Source organism: Sphingorhabdus sp. (genome assembly GCF_035329025.1).
In the GTDB taxonomy this organism is placed as follows: Bacteria; Pseudomonadota; Alphaproteobacteria; order Sphingomonadales; family Sphingomonadaceae; genus Sphingorhabdus_B.
In genome coordinates, this window is the sequence record NZ_DAOLHN010000019.1 from 14360 (window position 1) to 32585 (window position 18226).

At 57.0% G+C, this 18226-nt stretch carries 15 protein-coding genes; 6 read left to right on the top strand and 9 right to left on the bottom strand.

Annotated elements, in window-relative coordinates:
• Positions 1 to 34: 34 nt before the first annotated feature.
• Positions 35 to 1939 (bottom strand): hypothetical protein, encoded by a 1905-nt coding sequence (locus PKC81_RS07015; protein ID WP_324334468.1) that lies wholly within the window; start codon positions 1937 to 1939, stop codon positions 35 to 37.
• A 276-nt stretch (positions 1940 to 2215) separates the two neighbouring features.
• Between PKC81_RS07015 and PKC81_RS07020 the strand changes: the two genes are divergently transcribed.
• The 5 genes from PKC81_RS07020 (at position 2216) to PKC81_RS07040 (ending at position 7295) form a co-directional block, all read left to right on the top strand.
• On the top strand, positions 2216 to 4339 hold the full coding sequence (locus tag PKC81_RS07020) for a prolyl oligopeptidase family serine peptidase (protein ID WP_324334470.1): 2124 nt from the start codon (positions 2216 to 2218) through the stop codon (positions 4337 to 4339).
• On the top strand, positions 4323 to 4976 hold the full coding sequence (locus PKC81_RS07025) for a class I SAM-dependent methyltransferase (RefSeq protein WP_324334472.1): 654 nt from the start codon (positions 4323 to 4325) through the stop codon (positions 4974 to 4976). The genes PKC81_RS07020 and PKC81_RS07025 overlap by 17 nt, the downstream gene beginning before the upstream one ends.
• A 97-nt stretch (positions 4977 to 5073) precedes the next feature.
• Positions 5074 to 5946, top strand: a complete 873-nt coding sequence (locus tag PKC81_RS07030) for a diacylglycerol kinase family protein (protein ID WP_324334474.1) — start codon at positions 5074 to 5076, stop codon at positions 5944 to 5946.
• A gap of 131 nt (positions 5947 to 6077) precedes the next feature.
• Positions 6078 to 6644 (top strand): hypothetical protein, encoded by a 567-nt coding sequence (locus tag PKC81_RS07035; RefSeq protein WP_324334476.1) that lies wholly within the window; start codon positions 6078 to 6080, stop codon positions 6642 to 6644.
• Between the two features lie 114 nt (positions 6645 to 6758).
• Positions 6759 to 7295: a hypothetical protein gene (locus tag PKC81_RS07040; RefSeq protein WP_324334478.1), complete on the top strand. Its 537-nt coding sequence runs from the start codon at positions 6759 to 6761 to the stop codon at positions 7293 to 7295.
• A gap of 109 nt (positions 7296 to 7404) precedes the next feature.
• Here PKC81_RS07040 and PKC81_RS07045 read toward each other — a convergent pair whose 3' ends face one another.
• The 7 genes from PKC81_RS07045 to PKC81_RS07075 form a co-directional block, all read right to left on the bottom strand.
• On the bottom strand, positions 7405 to 8187 hold the full coding sequence (locus PKC81_RS07045; RefSeq protein ID WP_324334480.1) for a phosphoadenylyl-sulfate reductase: 783 nt from the start codon (positions 8185 to 8187) through the stop codon (positions 7405 to 7407).
• Complete coding sequence (locus PKC81_RS07050) at positions 8180 to 8593, bottom strand: DUF934 domain-containing protein (protein ID WP_324334482.1); 414 nt, start codon at positions 8591 to 8593, stop codon at positions 8180 to 8182. The genes PKC81_RS07045 and PKC81_RS07050 overlap by 8 nt, the downstream gene beginning before the upstream one ends.
• Complete coding sequence (locus PKC81_RS07055) at positions 8586 to 10217, bottom strand: nitrite/sulfite reductase (RefSeq protein ID WP_324334484.1); 1632 nt, start codon at positions 10215 to 10217, stop codon at positions 8586 to 8588. The genes PKC81_RS07050 and PKC81_RS07055 overlap by 8 nt, the downstream gene beginning before the upstream one ends.
• A 1-nt stretch (position 10218) precedes the next feature.
• On the bottom strand, positions 10219 to 10515 hold the full coding sequence (locus PKC81_RS07060; RefSeq protein WP_324334486.1) for a DUF2849 domain-containing protein: 297 nt from the start codon (positions 10513 to 10515) through the stop codon (positions 10219 to 10221).
• Complete coding sequence (gene cobA / locus PKC81_RS07065; RefSeq protein ID WP_324334488.1) at positions 10512 to 11279, bottom strand: uroporphyrinogen-III C-methyltransferase; 768 nt, start codon at positions 11277 to 11279, stop codon at positions 10512 to 10514. Before cobA ends, PKC81_RS07060 begins: the two co-directional genes overlap by 4 nt.
• Before the next feature lie 173 nt (positions 11280 to 11452).
• Positions 11453 to 13783 carry an ATP-dependent Clp protease ATP-binding subunit ClpA gene (gene clpA / locus PKC81_RS07070; protein WP_324334490.1) on the bottom strand — a complete coding sequence of 777 codons (2331 nt, stop codon included), beginning with the start codon at positions 13781 to 13783 and terminating at the stop codon, positions 11453 to 11455.
• 156 nt (positions 13784 to 13939) lie between these two features.
• Positions 13940 to 14140 (bottom strand): DUF1192 domain-containing protein, encoded by a 201-nt coding sequence (locus PKC81_RS07075; RefSeq protein ID WP_324334492.1) that lies wholly within the window; start codon positions 14138 to 14140, stop codon positions 13940 to 13942.
• Positions 14141 to 14209: 69 nt separating this feature from the next.
• On the opposite strand from PKC81_RS07075, the gene PKC81_RS07080 reads away from it, so the two are divergent.
• Positions 14210 to 15211: an NAD(P)H-quinone oxidoreductase gene (locus PKC81_RS07080; protein WP_324334494.1), complete on the top strand. Its 1002-nt coding sequence runs from the start codon at positions 14210 to 14212 to the stop codon at positions 15209 to 15211.
• Between the two features lie 58 nt (positions 15212 to 15269).
• Here the strand turns inward: PKC81_RS07080 and PKC81_RS07085 are convergent, their stop codons facing one another.
• Positions 15270 to 18218, bottom strand: coding sequence for a TonB-dependent receptor (locus tag PKC81_RS07085; RefSeq protein WP_324334496.1), 2949 nt, complete (start codon positions 18216 to 18218; stop codon positions 15270 to 15272).
• Positions 18219 to 18226 lie beyond the last annotated feature (8 nt).

The following is an 18226-nucleotide window of genomic DNA, read 5'->3' on the forward strand; positions in this document are numbered from 1 at the left end:
AAACGGTTGTTTTCGTCCCCTTTTGTATGTGGCATCAATGTTCTCGTGGTGGGCGGCCACCGGCTGTCGCGGGTTCATCGCCTTGTGCGGGTTCACGCGGTGCGGGTGTTGGAACCGTGACGCGCCGGGCCGGTTTGGCCACGACTGGAACATTTGGCGCAGTTGCTGGGTCAGCAGGGGCCATCTGACCACTGCCCACCGAAGCCGATAACGGGCGCTGGGGAGTAGTAGGCGTGGGACCTTGCAGAGGCTGCGGTGCCAGCCGAGGCGGGGCGGACCCGGTTACAGGGCTGCTCCCTACCGGCTTCTTGCCTGCACGGTTCAGCGAAGCGACAATGTAACCGCGAGCCGTAGTATCTGCGGATGCGTACAAACTACCCATGCTGGCATAAGTCGCGTTAGGCTTCGTTTTGTGCTGACCAGTCACGGTCTGCAAAATTGTATCGCGCAATGTTGCGATCTCGTTGCGACATTGCTGGTCAAGGCATTGGTTCTGGCCGCGCAAATCCATATTTCCTGCCCATATGGACGGCAGCAGGCGAAAGCGCGCTTCTTCGACGGCAGCAAACCCTGCCTTCTCTGCTTCCGCTTTAGCTATAGCGCTTGCTTGAAAATAGCTGACTATTTCATCCGGTTTTGCATCGAACTGCGCGCGCGCTTTATTACGCACCGCCCCGCCTGCATTGGCAATGGCGTTGCGACACAGGCTATCAAAAGCAGGGCATAGTGGTTGCCAACGGGCGATAAAACTTTTTGTCCATTGATTCAGCTTACCATTTCCATTTGGCGATAAGTCGTCGAGAACCAATTGACGGCGCTGTGCATCATTGGCTTTCTTTTCGTCACCGGTCACGCACTGCAGTTGGGTGTTGGGAAGTTTCTGGCATTCGGACTTGTCGTTGCAGCGAAAGCCAAAATCCGAAGCAGATTTGAGCCAGAATCCCCCAAATGCTATGCCGCCGTGTGTGGAGCAATATTGAGTAGCGGTGTTGAGGCTCATCGTTTCAGCATTGGGTTTTGGTGCGCTGCTGCAACCGCTGCCGACCAGCGAATATACCGCACAGAAACCGCTTTTCCCACCTTCCCAAATGTAGGAAACACCTTTTTCGGCTAGACCTACGCCGCCATGAATGATGCCTTTTGCACCGTCGATTACTTTGCCCGCAAAGCCCCTACACGCCTTCTTTGCTATGTCGCCCAGCAATGGCGTCCGTCCAACCAGTGACTGATCCACCAGTCCGTCGGTCAGGCTGCACACCGCTTGACCGCTCACGCCAAGGGATAGCAAAGTGCTGACCGCGCTGACATAATCGCCCTCGTCGAATGCGCGATAAACTTTTACTATATCCCCAGTTGTGCCGCCAATCGCCTTTTGCAGGTTCTTTTCCATAATAAAATCGGTCTCGAACGCAAAGGAGCAGATGGTCTTGATTTCTCCGAAATAAGGTACTGCGCTATTCAACTGGTCGACCAATTGTTGCTTGGCATCAGCGGACGAGCTTTTTGCATAATCTGCAGCAAAAGCTGAAGCCGAACCCATCATGGAGTTCGTTGCGCTTTTTCCTTTGGTATCATCAATATAGCCATCAGCTTTGCCAAAAACGACGTCTATCGCAGTTATCGGCGTTTCACACTTTGCCTGCGTAAAGGTTCCTATACCGGGATAGTTTTTTCCCTTTGCGGCTTTCACCGCGCCCACCAGTCCAAAGAACGGGTAATCCTGCGCTACAGCATGGCTATAGACAATTCCGGCATGCTGCGTTTGATTGACGGTGTAGCGCGCCATTTCGATGCTGTCGCGATCAACCCCCGCCTTGCTCAAAACAGAGGCGATACTCTCAAATGTCGCATTTTTCGCTGATGCCGGCGTTCCCATGAACGGCGTTATTGCAATCAGGTACGCCAATGTGGCCGTTGTTCGGACCGCAAGACGATGCATCACTACCCCTCCCCAGGTGGCTTCTCGATGCGACCGATAGTTCTAATTTTTCCGATAGCTAGAAGGGTGACAGATTGCCGTCAAGTTGGAATTGCCGTGCCGAAATCCAATGTCAATTCACTTGCAGGCGGTCGAGTTAACGTTACTGATAGACCAAGGCAAATTCCAGTTCAGGGATATAATATTGTGCATTGTGCGATTGTTCGAATTCTCCAGTCTACAGCAATTTCGGTAATACTCAGTTGGTCACCTGCATTCGCGGCGGATAAGGAAAATATGGAAGTTGCAACCGAAACCAGCGTCGCAAATCTGGCTTATCCCGAAACGCGAAAAGTTGATCTGGTCGAGGAGCAATTCGGCGTGAAAGTCGCCGATCCCTATCGCTGGCTGGAAGATGATGTTCGGAACAGCAAGGAAGTCGCGGATTGGGTTGCCGCGCAAAAGGCGGTGGCAGACCCATATCTCGGAAGCCTTCCCGGCAAACAGACGCTCGCTGCGCGTATGAAGGCGCTTTATGATTATGAACGCTTCAGCCTTCCGCAAAAGGCCGGTGGGAATTATTTCTTCACCAAGAATGACGGGTTGCAGAACCAGTCGCCCCTTTATGTACGCAAGGGTCTCAAAGGTAAGGACCGCGTCCTGATAGATCCCAATACATGGTCGAAGGACGGGGCGACCGCGCTTGATCAATATGAGTCTTCGCCCAACGGCAAATTGCTCGCTTATTCGATCCAGGATGGCGGCTCTGACTGGCGCACAATCAAGGTGATTGACGTAAAAACCGGCCAGCCCGTCGGCGATGAGATCAAATGGGCCAAATTCACCAACATCGCCTGGGTGGGCAATGAAGGCTTCCTTTATTCGCGCTTTGCCGAACCGGTCAAAGGGCAGGAGTTTCAGGCGCTGAACGAAAACCAGCAGTTGATGTTCCATCGTATCGGCACAAGCCAGTCGGAGGACCGACTGGTCTATGCTACGCCGGACCGGCCGAAGCTTGGTCACACCGCGCAAGTGACACATGACAATCGCTGGGTGGTGATCACATCGGCACAGGGGACTGATGAGAAATATGAGATCAGCCTGATCCCCATTGCAAAGGGTAAGGGCCAGGTTCTGCCCGTCGAAAAATGGAAGCCGCAAACGCTTATCCCCGGCCTCGACCATGACTGGCAACTGATTGAGGGCATGGGTGATGAATTGTGGTTCGTCACCAACAAGGACGCGCCCAAGCTGAAGGTCGTCAAAGCTGATTTGCGCGGCAAGCAGCCGGTCTTTTCGGACATAATTGCCGAACGCAGCGAGCCTTTGGCACGGGCACAGATTGTGGGTAGCAGACTGGTCCTGTCTTATTTGAAAGATGCGGCATCAGTCGCTGAAATGGTGAGCCTTGATGGCAAGCCCTTGCAGCGTATCCAGCTCAACGCCATCGGCACCGCGTCCGGCTTTTCGGGAAAGCCCGGCGATCCGGAAACTTATTATGCCTTTTCGAGCTTCAACCAGCCGGGCGCGATTTACCGGTTTGATTCCACCACGGGCAAGAGCAGCATCTTCGCGCAGTCGAAACTGAGCTTTGACCCTGCCAGCATCAGCATCGAACAGCGCTTCTACGCCTCGAAGGATGGTACCAAGGTGCCGATGTTCATTGTGCGTCGGAAAGATCTGGACCTCTCCAAAGGCGCGCCGACGCTGCTTTATGCCTATGGCGGGTTCAACCTTGCGCAATTGCCCGCCTATGACCCGCGCAAAATGGCGTGGATCCAGTCGGGCGGGGTCTATGTGCTCGCAAACATTCGCGGCGGTTCCGAATATGGCAAAGCTTGGCACGATGCCGGGCGGTTGCTCAACAAGCAGAATGTCTTCGACGATTTCATCGCAGCGGGCGAATATCTGATCAAGGAAGGCATCACCGCCAAGGAAAAGCTGGCGATCGAGGGCCGGTCCAATGGCGGGCTGCTGGTGGGGGCTGTGGTCAACCAACGCCCCGATCTGTTCGCCGCCGGCCACGCCGCGGTAGGGGTGATGGATATGCTCCGCTTTGATCGCTTCACCGCTGGGCGTTATTGGGTCGATGATTATGGCTACCCCAATAAGGAGGCCGATTTCAAAAATCTGCTGAGCTATTCACCCTACCACAATATCAAGACGGGCGTGCATTACCCCGCGGTTATCGTCACCACCGCTGATACCGACGACCGCGTGGTCCCCGGCCATAGCTTTAAATATACGGCAGCCTTGCAAGCCGCAGATACCGGGCCAAAGCCGAAAATCATCCGTATCGAAACCCGGGCCGGTCACGGTTCCGGAAAACCCACCGCCAAACTGATCGAGGAATATTCCGAAATCTATGGCTTTCTTGCCAAATGGACCGGATTGGAGCTGGAAAATGACGCAGCAAAGTGAATGGCATCCCCGACCCGCCAGTTGGTGGGAGCGGGTCATGGTTCCCAAACTGATCGGCTGTGCCTGCGCGCAACCGCAGATCATGAAGGCACGCAGCCGCATCGTGCCGAAGGCCGAGGGCGATGTGCTCGAACTGGGCTGTGGTGGCGGGATCAATATGGCCTTTTACGATCCGGCAAAGGTCAAAAGCTTTTCGGGCGTTGATCCGTCCGCCGGTTTGCTTGACCGTTCGCGGGAAGCCGCACAGGCTATCGGTATCGAAGCCGATATACGTGGCGGCATAGGCGAGGCTATTCCCTTTGCAGATGCGAGCTTCGATACCGTGCTGTGCACCTTCACGCTGTGTTCGGTTGATGAGCAGAAGCAGGTCTTGGCCGAAATGCGCAGAGTTCTCCGACCGGGCGGCAAGGTGCTGTTCCTGGAACATGGCAGCGCGCCGGACGAGGATGTGCGCAAATGGCAGCGCCGCATCGAACCGATCTGGAAACGCATCGGCGGCAATTGCCACCTGACCCGTCCGATCACCAGCGCCTATGAAGCGGCGGGCTTCAAGGTATCAGGAGGCGATAAGGGCTATATGCCCAAATCCCCCCGCCCGTTCAGCTGGATCGAATGGGGCGAAGCGCGGCTTGGTTAACCCTATTTTACCGGCTGTAGGCTAGGTCTTTTGCGCTATGGTGATGGCGCGCGCTGACTTTCGATTGGCTCAACCCTGTCCTGCTCCGCAGGAAGCCATGTCCCATGCTCCTGCCGCGTTTGGCAAGCCGCTGGTTCAGATTGTCAGCAACCCGGCATCGGGCGGTCATTCGCTGCGGCGGCTGGAGCAATTGCGCGACGCCTATGTTCGTAACGGCTATGACGCCATCTTTTCTGAAAGCTCTCCTGTCACTCCGTTCGAACTGGCGACAGGCGTGGCACGTGTGTGCATTGCAGGAGGTGATGGCACCGTGCGACACGTGCTGGAAAATCCCGAAATGCGCACATCCGGCGTTGCAGTGGACATTTATCCAGCGGGAACGATCAACCTGATCGCGCGTGAATGGGGCGTTCCGTCTGATCCCGATAGCTTTGTGCAGCAAGCCGCCGATCGTCCAGCCAGATGCCTGTTTCCCGTCGGGCTGAACGACACTTGCTTTCTGGCCTGCGCCAGCATTGGGCCTGATGCTCGGGCCGTCGCCGGGCTGTCAGTGGCTTTGAAACGTCGCATCGGCCGGTTGGCCTATGTGGTTGCGATGCTGAATGTCATGGCGAACTGGCAACGTCCCAGCGTGCAGCTTGTCGTCGATGGCCGGCGGATCGATTGCGAGGCAGTGTTTGTTGCCAAGGGCCGCTTTTATGCCGGACCGTGGAGCTTTGCACCCGAAGCGCGACTGGAGAGCCCTGAATTGCACATCGTTGCACTGCGCCGCGCGCGCCGTCGTGACATGGCGATATTCTGGTTGGCCATGATGATTGGGAAGGTAGATCGCCTGAAGAACGTCGAATTTGCCAAAGGTCGAGAGCTGTCGATTGCTAGTGATATTTCCCAGCCAATCCAGGCAGACGGCGATATTGCGGCGTGTACGCCCGCATTTCTGGCAGTAAGGGACGATCCGCTTTTTCTCTGACGGATTGTTCATGAAAAATGCCTTTAACATGAACGGCGACTGACAAGTCGATTCAGCAACGCATCATTTCGAATCGCCTAATCCTCCTTTTGACGGCGGGAATCATCCCACCGCCATAAAGGAGAAGTTCGATGAAGATTTTGACCAAGAACCTGCTCAGCGCCGGGGCCGCAGCTGCGGCCCTGGTCAGCGTTGCCGCCCCTGCCCAGGCCCGTGACCGCCATCGGGACAATGATGGCATCAGCGCTGGCGAAGTGATTGCTGGCGCAGTGATCCTTGGCGGCCTTGCAGCGGTGATCGCCAGCGATAATGACGATCGGCGTTACAATGACGGTCGCTACAACGACAATCGTTATGGCGATCGCTACAATGGCGGCTATGGCTATAACAATCGCTATGGTGGCAGCCGCGCGGCGGTCAGCCAGTGCGTCAACGCCGTCGAGAATTGGGGCAATCGCTACAGCCGTACCGATGTAACCAAGATCCATGACATTGATCGCACGCGCAATGGCTATCGCATCTCTGGCAACATTGTTGTGAAGGATGGCTGGCGCGGGCGTGACCGTTACGATAACCGCTACGACAACCGTTATGATCAGGGCTATAGTCGTGGTTACGATAAGGGCCGCTTCACCTGCTATATCGAACGTGGACGGGTGGTCGATGTCGACTATCGCGGGCTCGATCGCTGGCGTTGAGCCGTGATGCATAGCCATATGTAAATTCTTCGGGTGGTTCAGCCTGCTGTCAGGCTGGGCCGCCCATATTCACAGCATACAGGGGTGTATCCCCTCCTATATCAGGAGGTTTGAATGAACAAATTTGGAAAGGCAGCCCTGGCTGCCGGATTGACCGCGATGGTCGCCACAACGCCGCTACCTGCTATGGCCGCCTATGGCAGCCGTGAAGTGGCGGCCCAACGTCAAGAAGCATCGCCTTTTGATGACGCGTCGGATTACCACCGTCGCCGCTGGCGCAACCGTCGGCTCGATGTTGATGCAGGCGATGTCATATTGGGCATCGGCCTGATCGCAGCCATCGCTGCCGTCGCGGATGCGGGAAACAAGAACCGCCGCAGCGAACCCCGCAATGAGGATGAGCCGCGCTATCGTGACTATGATCCGACACCGGCACCCAGCTATAATGGTGGAGACGATGTCGGCAGCGCGGTGACCGCCTGCACCGAAGCCGCCGAACGCACCTCCAATGGTCGGGTTGATGAAATCGGTTCGGTAACGCGTGAAGGCAATGGCTGGCGCGTCATGGGCGAAATCGGAAACGATGGCTTCACTTGCACGGTCGACAATGGCCGCGTCGACGATATCCGGATCGGCGACCGCGAAATCTGAATGAAAATATGGCATCGTCCCTGCGAAAGCAGGGACCGTTGGACGTTTAATCCGCGCGTAAAGTATAAACTTCTAGCGGCCCCAGCTTTCGCTGGGGCGACGCCAAAATTCAGAATACCGGGTCGTTGGCGCCGTTGTCATCCTCGCCAATCGGCGTGACGGTTGTGTGGATTCCACATTCAGTTTTGTCCCAGCCCTTCCAGCGACCGGAGCGCGGGTCTTCGCCCGGTGCGACCTTGCTGGTGCAGGGGGAGCAGCCGATTGACGGATAGCCCAGTTCGACCAGCGGGTGCGCGGGCAGATTGTGCTCCGCCATATAGGTGTCGAGCCGTTCCTTGCTCCAGTCCGCGAGCGGATTGACCTTCAACCGGCCCTCCTCGACCTCAAAGCGGGGCAGTGCGCTGCGGGTAGAGGACTGGAACGCCTTGCGCCCGGTGAACTGCGCATCGAAACCCGCCAATGCCTGCTTGAGCGGCAGAACCTTTCGGATCTCGCAGCAGCCATCTGGATCGTAGGACCAGCGCAGGCCGTTGCCATCCTTTTGACGCAGCAAGTCCGCGTCGGGTTTCAGATCACGCAGGTCCTTGAGGCCAAGCTGCTGGCGCAGCTCTTCCTTATAGGTGATCGTTTCGGGGAAATGCTTTCCGGTATCGAGGAACAGCACGGGCACCGTTGGATCAACGCCGGCGATGAGGTGAAGCAAAATCGCGCTTTCGGCCCCGAAACTGGAGACGATGGCAACATCACCCAGCATATTCTCTTTCAGCAGAACTTCCAGCATCTCGACCGTATCGCGCCCGCGGAACATGTGGTTCAGGCGGATTGCGTCGGTCTCGCTATAGCGAGGTGCAGCGTTGATTCGGTCGGGCGTGCGGAGTTTCTGTTCAGCCATGACGCAGTTTCCACACCGGCACCGCCGCATCGGCGGCACCCTGATAGACGTGATCGTAACGCGACAAAGCCGCTTCAACATCGGCTTGATTCAGCGGCGCTTCGGGCGAGAAGCTGTCAAAGCCGCAGCGCTTCATGAACGCAATCTGGTCTACCAGCACGTCACCCTGTGCACGCAATTCGCCGGTATAGCCTGCCTCGCGCAGGATGCGGGCGGAGGAATAGCCACGCCCGTCGCGATATTTGGGGAAGGCGATTTCGATCAGCGCCAGCCGGTCAAGATGCGGGATCAGCGCGCGCGCGTCATCATCGGGTTCCAACCGCACTGCCGTGGCGTTGGACTGGTCGAGAAAGGCGTCGAGCGTGACCGAAGGTTCTTCACCCTCTGCTGTATGATGCTCAACCATAAATCGCCTCCTTGAACGGTTCCATGCCTACGCGGCGATAGGTGTCGACGAAGCGTTCACCGGGTTCACGCAGCTCTTTGTACTTATTGGTCGCGCGTTCGACTGCGTCGACAATGCCGTCTTCGTCGAAACCGGGGCCGGTGATCTTGCCGATGCTGACATCTTCCGCGCCCGAGCCGCCGAGGGTGAGCTGGTAATTTTCAACACCTTTGCGGTCGACGCCCAATATGCCGATATGCCCTGCATGGTGATGCCCGCAGGCGTTGATGCAGCCCGAAATCTTGAGCTTTAACTCGCCCAGATCGCGCTGGCGTGCTGGGTCGGCAAAGCGGGTCGCGATTTTCTGCGCGATTGGAATCGAACGGGCATTGGCAAGGCTGCAATAATCGAGGCCGGGGCAGGCGATGATATCGCTGATCAGGTCCAGATTGGCATTGGCCAGCTCGGCTGCGTTGAGCGCCTGCCACACCGCGTAGAGATCGCGCTTGGCGACATGCGGCAGCACGATGTTCTGCGCATGGGTGACGCGCAGTTCATCAAAGCTGTATTTCTCGGCAAGGTCAGCCATCACATCGATCTGGGGAGACGATGCGTCGCCCGGGATGCCGCCAATCGGTTTCAGGCTGATATTGACGATGGCATAGCCCGCTTGTTTGTGCGGCTTCACATTCTGGTCGAGCCAGACCGCGAAATCGGGATCGCTGCGGTCGATATCGTCGCTGAGGCCAGCTTCGAACGCTGGCGGTGCGAAATAGGCCGAAATGCGCTCAAGCTCTGCAGCGGGAGGATCAATGCCCAGCGTCTTCACATGCGCGAACTCTTCTTCGACCTGGCGGCGATATTCGTCGGCACCGATTTCGTGGACGAGAATCTTGATACGCGCCTTGTAGATATTGTCGCGGCGGCCATAGCGGTTGTAGACGCGCAGGCAGGCCTCGGCATAGCTGAGGAAATCCTCGATCGGGACATAGTCCTTGATGAGCGGAGCGATCATCGGGGTACGGCCCATGCCACCGCCGACATAGAATGCCGCGCCCAGCTTGCCATCGCGATTGACCAACTGGATGCCGATATCGTGCAGGCGCATCGCGGCTCGATCTTCATCGGCTGCAATGACAGCAATCTTGAACTTACGCGGCAGATAGCTGAACTCGGGATGGAAGGTGCTCCACTGGCGCATCAACTCGGCCCAGGGGCGAGGATCGGCGACTTCGTCCGCGGCTGCGCCGGCATATTGGTCCGAACTGATATTGCGGATGCAATTACCGCTGGTCTGGATGGCGTGCATCTCGACCGTCGCCAGTTCAGCCAGCAGATCTGCGCATTCTTCCAGCTTGATCCAGTTATACTGGATATTCTGGCGCGTGGTGAAATGGCCGTAATCGCGGTCATATTTGCGGGCGATGTGGGCGAGCATCCGCATCTGGCGGCTGTCGAGTGTGCCGTAAGGAATGGCAACGCGCAGCATATAGGCATGCAGCTGCAGATAGAGGCCGTTCATCAGGCGCAGCGGCTTGAACTGGTCCTCTGTAATTTCGCCAGCGAGGCGGCGCTTCACCTGGTCGCGGAACTCCTCGACGCGTGCATCGACGATCGCTTGGTCGTAATTGTCATATTTATACATTTCAAATCACCCAATCGCCGGCAGCAGGGTCGGCAGGTTTCAAGGTAAGGTCAGGGCGCACAGTGGGGCCGAGTGCGCGCACGCGATCCTTGATATGCGCAGGGCGCGGGCCTTCGGGGGTTGGGATTGCCTCGATGATGTAAGGCGCATTTACACGACGCGCGCCTTCTTCAGCATGCAATATGGCATCGCCGCTTTCGCCCACATCGACGGCATCCTCGACATGGATCGACCAACCATTGCCGGTCCACCAGGTCACCGCGCCCGAGGCTAGATCATTTCCGGTCAACAATTTCACGCAAGATACTCCGCTTCACGGGCAAGGGCAGCCAGCCGATCTTCGGCATTGGACATCAGCACCACATCGCCCACAATGATGATGGCGGGGGAGCGCACGGCTTCGCGTGTGATCATACCGCCAAGGTCGGTCAGGATCGTGCGGAGCGCGCGGCCGTCTTTACGGCCCACACGCTCCAGCACGGCGACGGGCGTGTCGGGGGAAAGCCCGTCGGCAATCAATTTCTCGGATATGTCGTCGGCAGTCGCGACGCCCATATAGATAACGAGCGTGCGGCCCTTGCCAGCGAGACCGGCCCAATTCTGGTCGGTCAGTCCTTTGCACTGGCCGGCAACGAAGGTGACGGCGCTGGATGCATCGCGGTGGGTAAGGGGGAGCAAGGCTTCCGCTCCACCAGCAACAGCCGCCGAAATGCCGGGGATGACTTCGACCGGAACGCCCGCTTCACGGCAAGCATCAACCTCTTCACCGCCACGCCCGAAGATAAAGGGATCGCCGCCCTTCAGGCGCACCACAGTGTATCCAGCGAGCGCCTCACGCACGAGTATGGCGTTGATGTCTTGCTGCGGCACCGAATGGCGGCTGCGTTGCTTGGCGACCGAAATCAGCCGTGCATCGGCGCGAGTCAGCGCGAGGATTGCATCATCGACCAAGCCGTCATGCACCACGACATCCGCCGCAGCGATCAGCCGCGCGGCCTTTACCGTGAGCAAATCGGGGTCACCCGGGCCTGCGCCGACCAGATAGACTGTGCCTTTTTCCATGCTGCCAAGATGCGCCTTGGCGCGGCAAAGGCCAAATCAGGATATGTTGGCGGGGGGATAGGGCGGCTTTAGGGGTATCGTCGCCCCGGCGTTGGCCGGGGCCGCGGGAGGTTTTTTCTACAGCTTTTGAAAAGCGGATAACGGCCCCTGCCTGCGCAGGGGCGACGCCACTCTCAGTCGGTCTTGACCTTTTTCTTCGGCTTCTTCGGTTTCCCGGCCTTGGGTGCAGCGGGCGTTACTTCAAACACCGGCTGATTGTCTTTGATATGGACCGCCACTTCGCCGCCATTGACCAGCTTGCCGAACAGCAGTTCATCGGCGAGCGGTTGCTTGATCTTTTCCTGAATCACACGGCCCATCGGGCGGGCACCGTAGAGCTTGTCATAGCCACGCTCGGTGAGCCATGCGCGCGCCTCGTCGTCGAGCTTGATATGGACATTCTGGTCCGCAAGCTGGAGCTCGAGCTGCAGGATGAACTTGTCGACCACCATCGCGACAACCTCTGGCGGCAGATAACCGAAGGGCACTGTCGCATCGAGGCGGTTGCGGAACTCGGGGGCGAACATTGCCTTGACCGCTTCCTCGCCTGCATCTTCCTTGCTGATATTGGTACCGAAACCGATGCCTTCCTTGGCCATGTCGCTGGCCCCGGCATTGGTCGTCATGATCAGGATGACATTGCGGAAATCGACCGTCTTGCCGTGATGGTCGGTCAGGCGGCCATTATCCATCACCTGCAACAGGATGTTGAACAGATCCGGATGCGCCTTTTCGATTTCGTCGAGCAGCAGCACGCAATGCGGGTTCTGGTCGACGGCATCGGTCAGCAAACCACCCTGATCGAAACCGACATAACCCGGAGGCGCACCGATGAGGCGGCTGACCGAGTGCCGCTCCATATATTCTGACATGTCGAAACGCTTCAGCGGAATGCCCATGATGCTTGCCAACTGACGTGCCACTTCGGTCTTGCCGACTCCGGTCGGGCCGCTGAACAGATAGTTGCCAATCGGCTTGTCCGGATCGCGCAGGCCAGCGCGGCTCAGCTTGATGGCCGAGGACAGCACTTCGATGGCTTTATCCTGCCCGAAAACAACGCGCTTCAGATCAGCTTCCAGATTGCCAAGCGCAGCACGATCATCGGTCGAAACATTTTTCGGCGGGATGCGCGCAATGGTGGCGATCACAGCCTCGATTTCCTTGGGGGTAATCAGCTTGCGGCGTTTTGACGGCGGCACCAGCATCTGCATCGCGCCAACCTCGTCGATCACATCGATCGCCTTGTCGGGCAGCTTGCGGTCGTTGATGTAGCGTGCAGACAGCTCAACCGCCGCCTTCAAAGCATCAGGCGTATATTTCACCTTGTGGTGATCCTCAAACGCGCTGCGCAGTCCGGCGAGAATCTTGATGGTATCGTCGATGGTTGGCTCGTTGACGTCGATCTTCTGGAAGCGACGCAGCAGCGCGCGGTCCTTTTCGAAATGGTTGCGGAATTCCTTGTAAGTCGTTGAACCAATACAACGAATGGTACCGCCCGATAGAGCAGGCTTTAGAAGGTTAGACGCATCCATCGCCCCGCCACTGGTTGCGCCAGCGCCGATCACGGTATGGATTTCGTCGATGAACAGGATTGCGTCGGGTAGCTTTTCGAGTTCCGAAACAACCGCTTTCAATCTCTCTTCGAAGTCGCCGCGATAGCGAGTACCTGCGAGCAGCGCGCCCATATCGAGCGAATAGATGACCGCAGGCAGCAGCACTTCGGGCACCTGCTTCTCGACGATGCGGCGGGCGAGACCCTCGGCGATCGCTGTTTTACCGACGCCGGGTTCACCCACATAAAGCGGGTTGTTCTTTGAACGGCGGCAAAGAATCTGCACCGTGCGATCCACCTCTTCGCTGCGCCCGATCAGCGGATCGATGCGGCCCTGTTTGGCCTTCTCGTTGAGGTTGACGGTGAACTGCTCAAGTGCGGTTTCCTTGCCGCCCTTCTTGTCTTTTGCATCGGGCGCCGCCTCTTCCTTGCGTTCCTCGCTGCCTTCGACCGGGCGTTGCTCGATCAGTTTGCCATCCTTGCCGATACCGTGGCTGATATAGCTGACGGCGTCGAGGCGGCTCATATCCTGCTGTTGCAGGAAATAGACGGCATAGCTTTCGCGCTCGGAGAACAGCGCAACCAGCACATTGGCACCGGTAACGACATCCTTGCCCGAGCTTTGCACATGCAGGATTGCGCGCTGCACGACGCGCTGAAATCCGCTTGTGGGGGAGGGGTCGACATTGCCGCCGACCTTCAGGCTTTCGAGCTCATTGTCGAGATACTGGATCACGGTGTCGCTCAGCTCGCCCAAGTCAACTCCGCACGCTTGCATCACCTTGGATGCGTCGGGGTCGTCGATCAGCGCCAGCAACAAATGCTCCAGCGTTGCATATTCATGCGCACGCTCCGCAGCGTTTTTCAACGCGTTGTGCAGCGTGGCTTCAAGCGATTCGGCAAAACTGGGCATTCAGATACACTCCGTGGCGAAGCCACCGACCGCCGGTTACCCCGCTGATACAATGTCGCCCTTTTAACGGCGCATTTCAACCGCGCTTGCGGTGCTTTTCGAATTTTCCCGAAAATGGTTGCCGAAATGTTGCGGATAAACGCTTAACGGGCCAGCTCAACCCTTGCGAAACAGCGCATCGGCGGCACTGCGATGGCTTGATGCCGCATTTATTTTGGACTCGCAGCGGGCGATTTCGCTTTTCAGCTGCTCGATACGCTCCTTGAGCTCGTCGATTGACAAGGGGTCCAGGTCTTCGCGCAGCAATTGCTTGAGGGGCTCGGTGCCACGGAGCGGTAAATTCTCATCGATATCCATGGCGCGAGTGTTGACTGGACCTTCGTCGCTGTCAATATGCCGCCGTTTTCCAGCGACCGGCAAGGGGGAATGGCCGTGGCTCTGCCCGATATGATGGCTGCAATCGAAATCTCGACACCGGGCGGGCCCGAAATGCTGCTCCCTTGCCAACGGCCAGTTCCCGTTCCGGGCGCGGGTGAAGTGCTGGTAAAGGTTGCGGCCGCTGGCGTGAATCAGCCCGATGTGGTGCAGCGCATGGGGCTTTATCCGGCACCGCCCGGTGCCAGCGACCTGCCGGGGCTTGAAATTTCAGGAACTGTCGAGGCGATAGGACCCGGGGTTGAAACCGAGCATATGGGGCAGAGAGTCTGCGCTCTCGTCGCTGGCGGCGGCTATGCCGAATATTGCGTCGCTCGTGCCGATGTTTGCTGGCCGGTTCCGCCCAGCCTGTCGATGGAGGAGGCCGCTGCCATTCCCGAAACACTGATGACGGTGTGGCACAATGTCTTCGAACGCGGCTACGCCTCTGAAGGCGAAACGATACTGGTGCATGGCGGCACCAGTGGCATTGGTACAATGGCGATCAAACTCGGCAAGCTGTTCGGGCTGGAGGTTATTGTAACTTGCGGTTCGGCGGAAAAATGCGCAGCTGCTTTGGCCATCGGCGCGGACCATGCCATAGACTACAAGGCGAGCGATTTTGTCGAGGAGGTCGGCAAGATTACCAGCGGCAAGGGCGTGCATCTGGTGCTCGATATGGTCGCCGGAAGCTATGTTCCGCGCAACCTCAAATGTTTGCGCGAGGATGGGCGGCATGTGACGATTGCCGTGCAGGGCGGGCTGGTTGCTGAAATCAACATGGCGCAGGTGATGGGCCGCCGGCTGACCTTGACCGGATCAACGCTGCGTCCGCGGTCCAATGAATTCAAGGGGCTGCTGGCGCAGGAGATTTACGAAAATGTTTGGCCCGATGTCGTCGAAGGGCGCCTTCGCCCCGAAATGGCGCGGTCCTTTCCGCTGGTGGAAGCCGCCGCAGCCCACCGCCTGATGGAAAGCGGCAATTTTGTCGGCAAGATTATCTTGCTCGCGTAACCCAACAAAAAACCCCGGAGTTTCCTCCGGGGTTTGATGTTTGCGCTACCGGCTCAGGTCAGAACCGGAAACCTACCGCAACGCCGTAGGTGCGCGGATCCAGCGTGTAGATATTTGTGAACAGGCCCGATGACGGGTCTGTAATATACTTGCCTGTGATCGCCTGCGAGTTGAACAAGTTCGATACAAATGCCCGCGCATAAAACTTGTCTTCTGGTCCAGAGACAGTCAGCTGTGTGCTGACAATTTCATATGACTTAATACGATCGCGGACTGTATTAAAATTGCTGCCCCATGCATTACCCGTGAAGTACAGGTCTGCACGCGGCGTAATGGTCCAGCCACTGTTGGTTTTAATGTCATACTGAGCGCCAACAGAGAATTTAAAGTTTGGCGAGTTGGCTAGTTCATTACCTTTCAGGTTGCGTTCCACACCGCCAGGCAGGAAGAAGCCACCGCCCGCGCCCGCGTCAAACAGGTAGGTACCTGCGGGAGTATTGGCGTGAATGAAGCTGCCCAATGCGCCGCAAAGTGAGAAGGCACCAAAGGAGTTTGTTCCGGGTACCTGGACTGCAGGCCTGATCAGGCCGCCTCCGGCAACAGCATTGAACCCGTTTACAAGCGCCAGCGTGTTGGCAATGGGAACACTTCCAGCGACAGCGGGAGCAACGACGCAGTTAGCAGCGCTTTGCAGATCCTTGATGATCACCACATCGCTACGTCCATTGGAAGGATTTCGCGTGTCTACTGTATTAAAGTCGGCGATTTCGGTTTTGAGATAGGAAAGGCTGGCATTGACCGTGAATTCCCTTACCGGTCTAACGATTGCTTCCAGTTCGACCCCGTAGATCGTTGCGTTCGTATTGTCATTGAACGATGTGCGGTTGATGATCCGGCTGACTTGAAAGCCATTATATTTGTAATAGAAACCGGTTGCATTGAGCTGCAGATGACCGCCAATGAAGCTGTTTTTGGTCCCGATTTCGAAAGCATCGATAAGCTCTCCGTCGAATGTCAACGGAATGGGCGGGAACAAGTTTGGATCGTAAGGCGGATTAAATCCACCGGGCTTATAACCCCGCGTGTAACTTGCATAAACCAGTGTGTCGTCCGTGAAGGAGACATCAGGTTTCCAGTCAACAACAACGCGTCCCGTTATTTCGTCGAACGTGCCAGATTGTATGGCAAATTCCTGTTGTCCTGGTTTCGAACTGTCTCCGTCGAAGTTTGCCAGTATCGAATTAACGTCGGTCGTTCCATAAGGGACGAGTACGTTTAGGAAAGGCTGGCGAGCCCGAATGTATTTTTTGTCATTCGAGTATCTCAGGCCACCCGTCACCTTCAAATTGTCAGCCAAGTCAAAATAGACCTCACCGAACAGACCGTAGGTTTTCAAATGGGCTTTGTCCGTATCGCTGTGATAGAATGGCGGTGCCATAGCGTAATCTAGCGATGGAAGGCCGGCACCCAGCGCTGTGACGACACCGAGGAACGTTGACATGTAGTCGAAGCCAGAGGCCAAGACCGCATAATCAATATTTCGCCCTGTGCTCTCAAGATACAGACCGCCCAACAGGAAGTTGAAGGGACCATCAAAATCAGATGCCAGACGTCCTTCAATCGACCATTGTTTGTTCTTGCCCCCGGAATAATCGAACTCGGTCGTATTATCTGCGCACGATTGCACTCGTCCGCCGATCGAGCCTGCATGCAACGGGTCAAACGCTGAAGCGCAAAGCTGGTTTCCTCGGAATGCACCTGACCTCAATATTGCTTGCGCAATGGGGTTTCCGCCAGCACCGGCGGCCCGCAATGCAACTAGGCCAGGATTATTGGCGAGGCTGCGCGTCGTTGTCAGGTTATAGTCAAGGCTGGATGAATATTCGTTCTCAGAATAGCCACCGGTCAATGTGGCCGTCAGGTCTCCGAAGCTCTGCTCCAGTTCTGCACTGATCGTCAACTGGTCGGATTTCCAGAAGGGCTCGAAGTCAACTGCGACTCGCCGAACATTGGTCGGGTTGATCGCCGTATCGTAGGAGTGTCCATCGTCTCCGTAAACACTTCCCAGTCCGAAAGCCGCCAAGGGACCAAATCCTGCGATCGTCAGGAACTCACGGCTTCCCAATGTCCCGACAGCCGTAGAGTCGCCATTGATGACCTGAAAGGCTTCCTGGTCGGGGCGACAACCGAGAATGGCAGTGACATCCGTAGCGCAAAGCTGTTTCTGACCACGTGAGCGGTTGCTGTCTTCCTTAAAATACTGGGCCGTTACGGTGAATTTCGTTGAATCGCTGGGTTCCAGCTTGAAGGAACCGCGAACGGAATAATAATCTCGGCCGTCAATGTCATTTCCGGTGTTGAAATTCTTCGTATACCCGTCGCGTTTCAGGTACATGCCAGCCAGCCTGACACCGGCGATATCGCCGATCGGCACATTGACCATGCCCTTGGCCTGTATCGTGTTATATTTTCCGTAGGAGGCTTCGCCAGCGGCCGCAAATGCGTTCAGATCCGGCTTGGCGGTGATGATGTTGAAAACGCCCGCTGTCGCGTTGCGTCCAAATAGAGTCCCTTGAGGGCCGCGTAATACTTCGAGGCGTTCCAGATCATAAAATTCGGAATCGAAGATGCGACTGCCGATCAACGGCATATCGTTGAAGTGGATGGCGACACCTGCGTCTCCAGACGCTGCAACCACCGGCGAACCGATGCCGCGAATGGTGATGTTGGTGCCCGAGAAGTTGCCGTATGTGATCGACGTGCTCGGCAGTGCAAGTTGCAATTCTTGCGGATTGTCGATCTGCTGTCGCTCCAGCGCTTCGGTTGTAAATGCCGATACGGCAATTGGAACGTCTTGCAGGCTTTGTGCCTGTCGCTGTGCCGTGACAACGATTTCGTCCCCGAAGCCGGTGCCTTCATCATCGGCTTGCGGCGCAGTTTGTGCAAAGGCTGGCATTGCCATCGAAATGGCAAGCGCAGTCGCACTGACTAGATGTAGCTTACGCATGGTCCTCT

Coding starts and splice junctions, on each gene's coding strand:
- PKC81_RS07035 (WP_324334476.1), top strand. CDS start 6,078: ATGAAGATTTTGACCAAGAACCTGCTCAGCGCCGGGGCCGCAGCTGCG.
- PKC81_RS07015 (WP_324334468.1), bottom strand. CDS start 1,939: ATGCATCGTCTTGCGGTCCGAACAACGGCCACATTGGCGTACCTGATT.
- cobA (WP_324334488.1), bottom strand. CDS start 11,279: ATGGAAAAAGGCACAGTCTATCTGGTCGGCGCAGGCCCGGGTGACCCC.
- PKC81_RS07025 (WP_324334472.1), top strand. CDS start 4,323: ATGACGCAGCAAAGTGAATGGCATCCCCGACCCGCCAGTTGGTGGGAG.
- PKC81_RS07080 (WP_324334494.1), top strand. CDS start 14,210: ATGGCCGTGGCTCTGCCCGATATGATGGCTGCAATCGAAATCTCGACA.
- PKC81_RS07040 (WP_324334478.1), top strand. CDS start 6,759: ATGAACAAATTTGGAAAGGCAGCCCTGGCTGCCGGATTGACCGCGATG.
- PKC81_RS07050 (WP_324334482.1), bottom strand. CDS start 8,593: ATGGTTGAGCATCATACAGCAGAGGGTGAAGAACCTTCGGTCACGCTC.
- clpA (WP_324334490.1), bottom strand. CDS start 13,783: ATGCCCAGTTTTGCCGAATCGCTTGAAGCCACGCTGCACAACGCGTTG.
- PKC81_RS07045 (WP_324334480.1), bottom strand. CDS start 8,187: ATGGCTGAACAGAAACTCCGCACGCCCGACCGAATCAACGCTGCACCT.
- PKC81_RS07030 (WP_324334474.1), top strand. CDS start 5,074: ATGTCCCATGCTCCTGCCGCGTTTGGCAAGCCGCTGGTTCAGATTGTC.
- PKC81_RS07075 (WP_324334492.1), bottom strand. CDS start 14,140: ATGGATATCGATGAGAATTTACCGCTCCGTGGCACCGAGCCCCTCAAG.
- PKC81_RS07020 (WP_324334470.1), top strand. CDS start 2,216: ATGGAAGTTGCAACCGAAACCAGCGTCGCAAATCTGGCTTATCCCGAA.
- PKC81_RS07085 (WP_324334496.1), bottom strand. CDS start 18,218: ATGCGTAAGCTACATCTAGTCAGTGCGACTGCGCTTGCCATTTCGATG.
- PKC81_RS07055 (WP_324334484.1), bottom strand. CDS start 10,217: ATGTATAAATATGACAATTACGACCAAGCGATCGTCGATGCACGCGTC.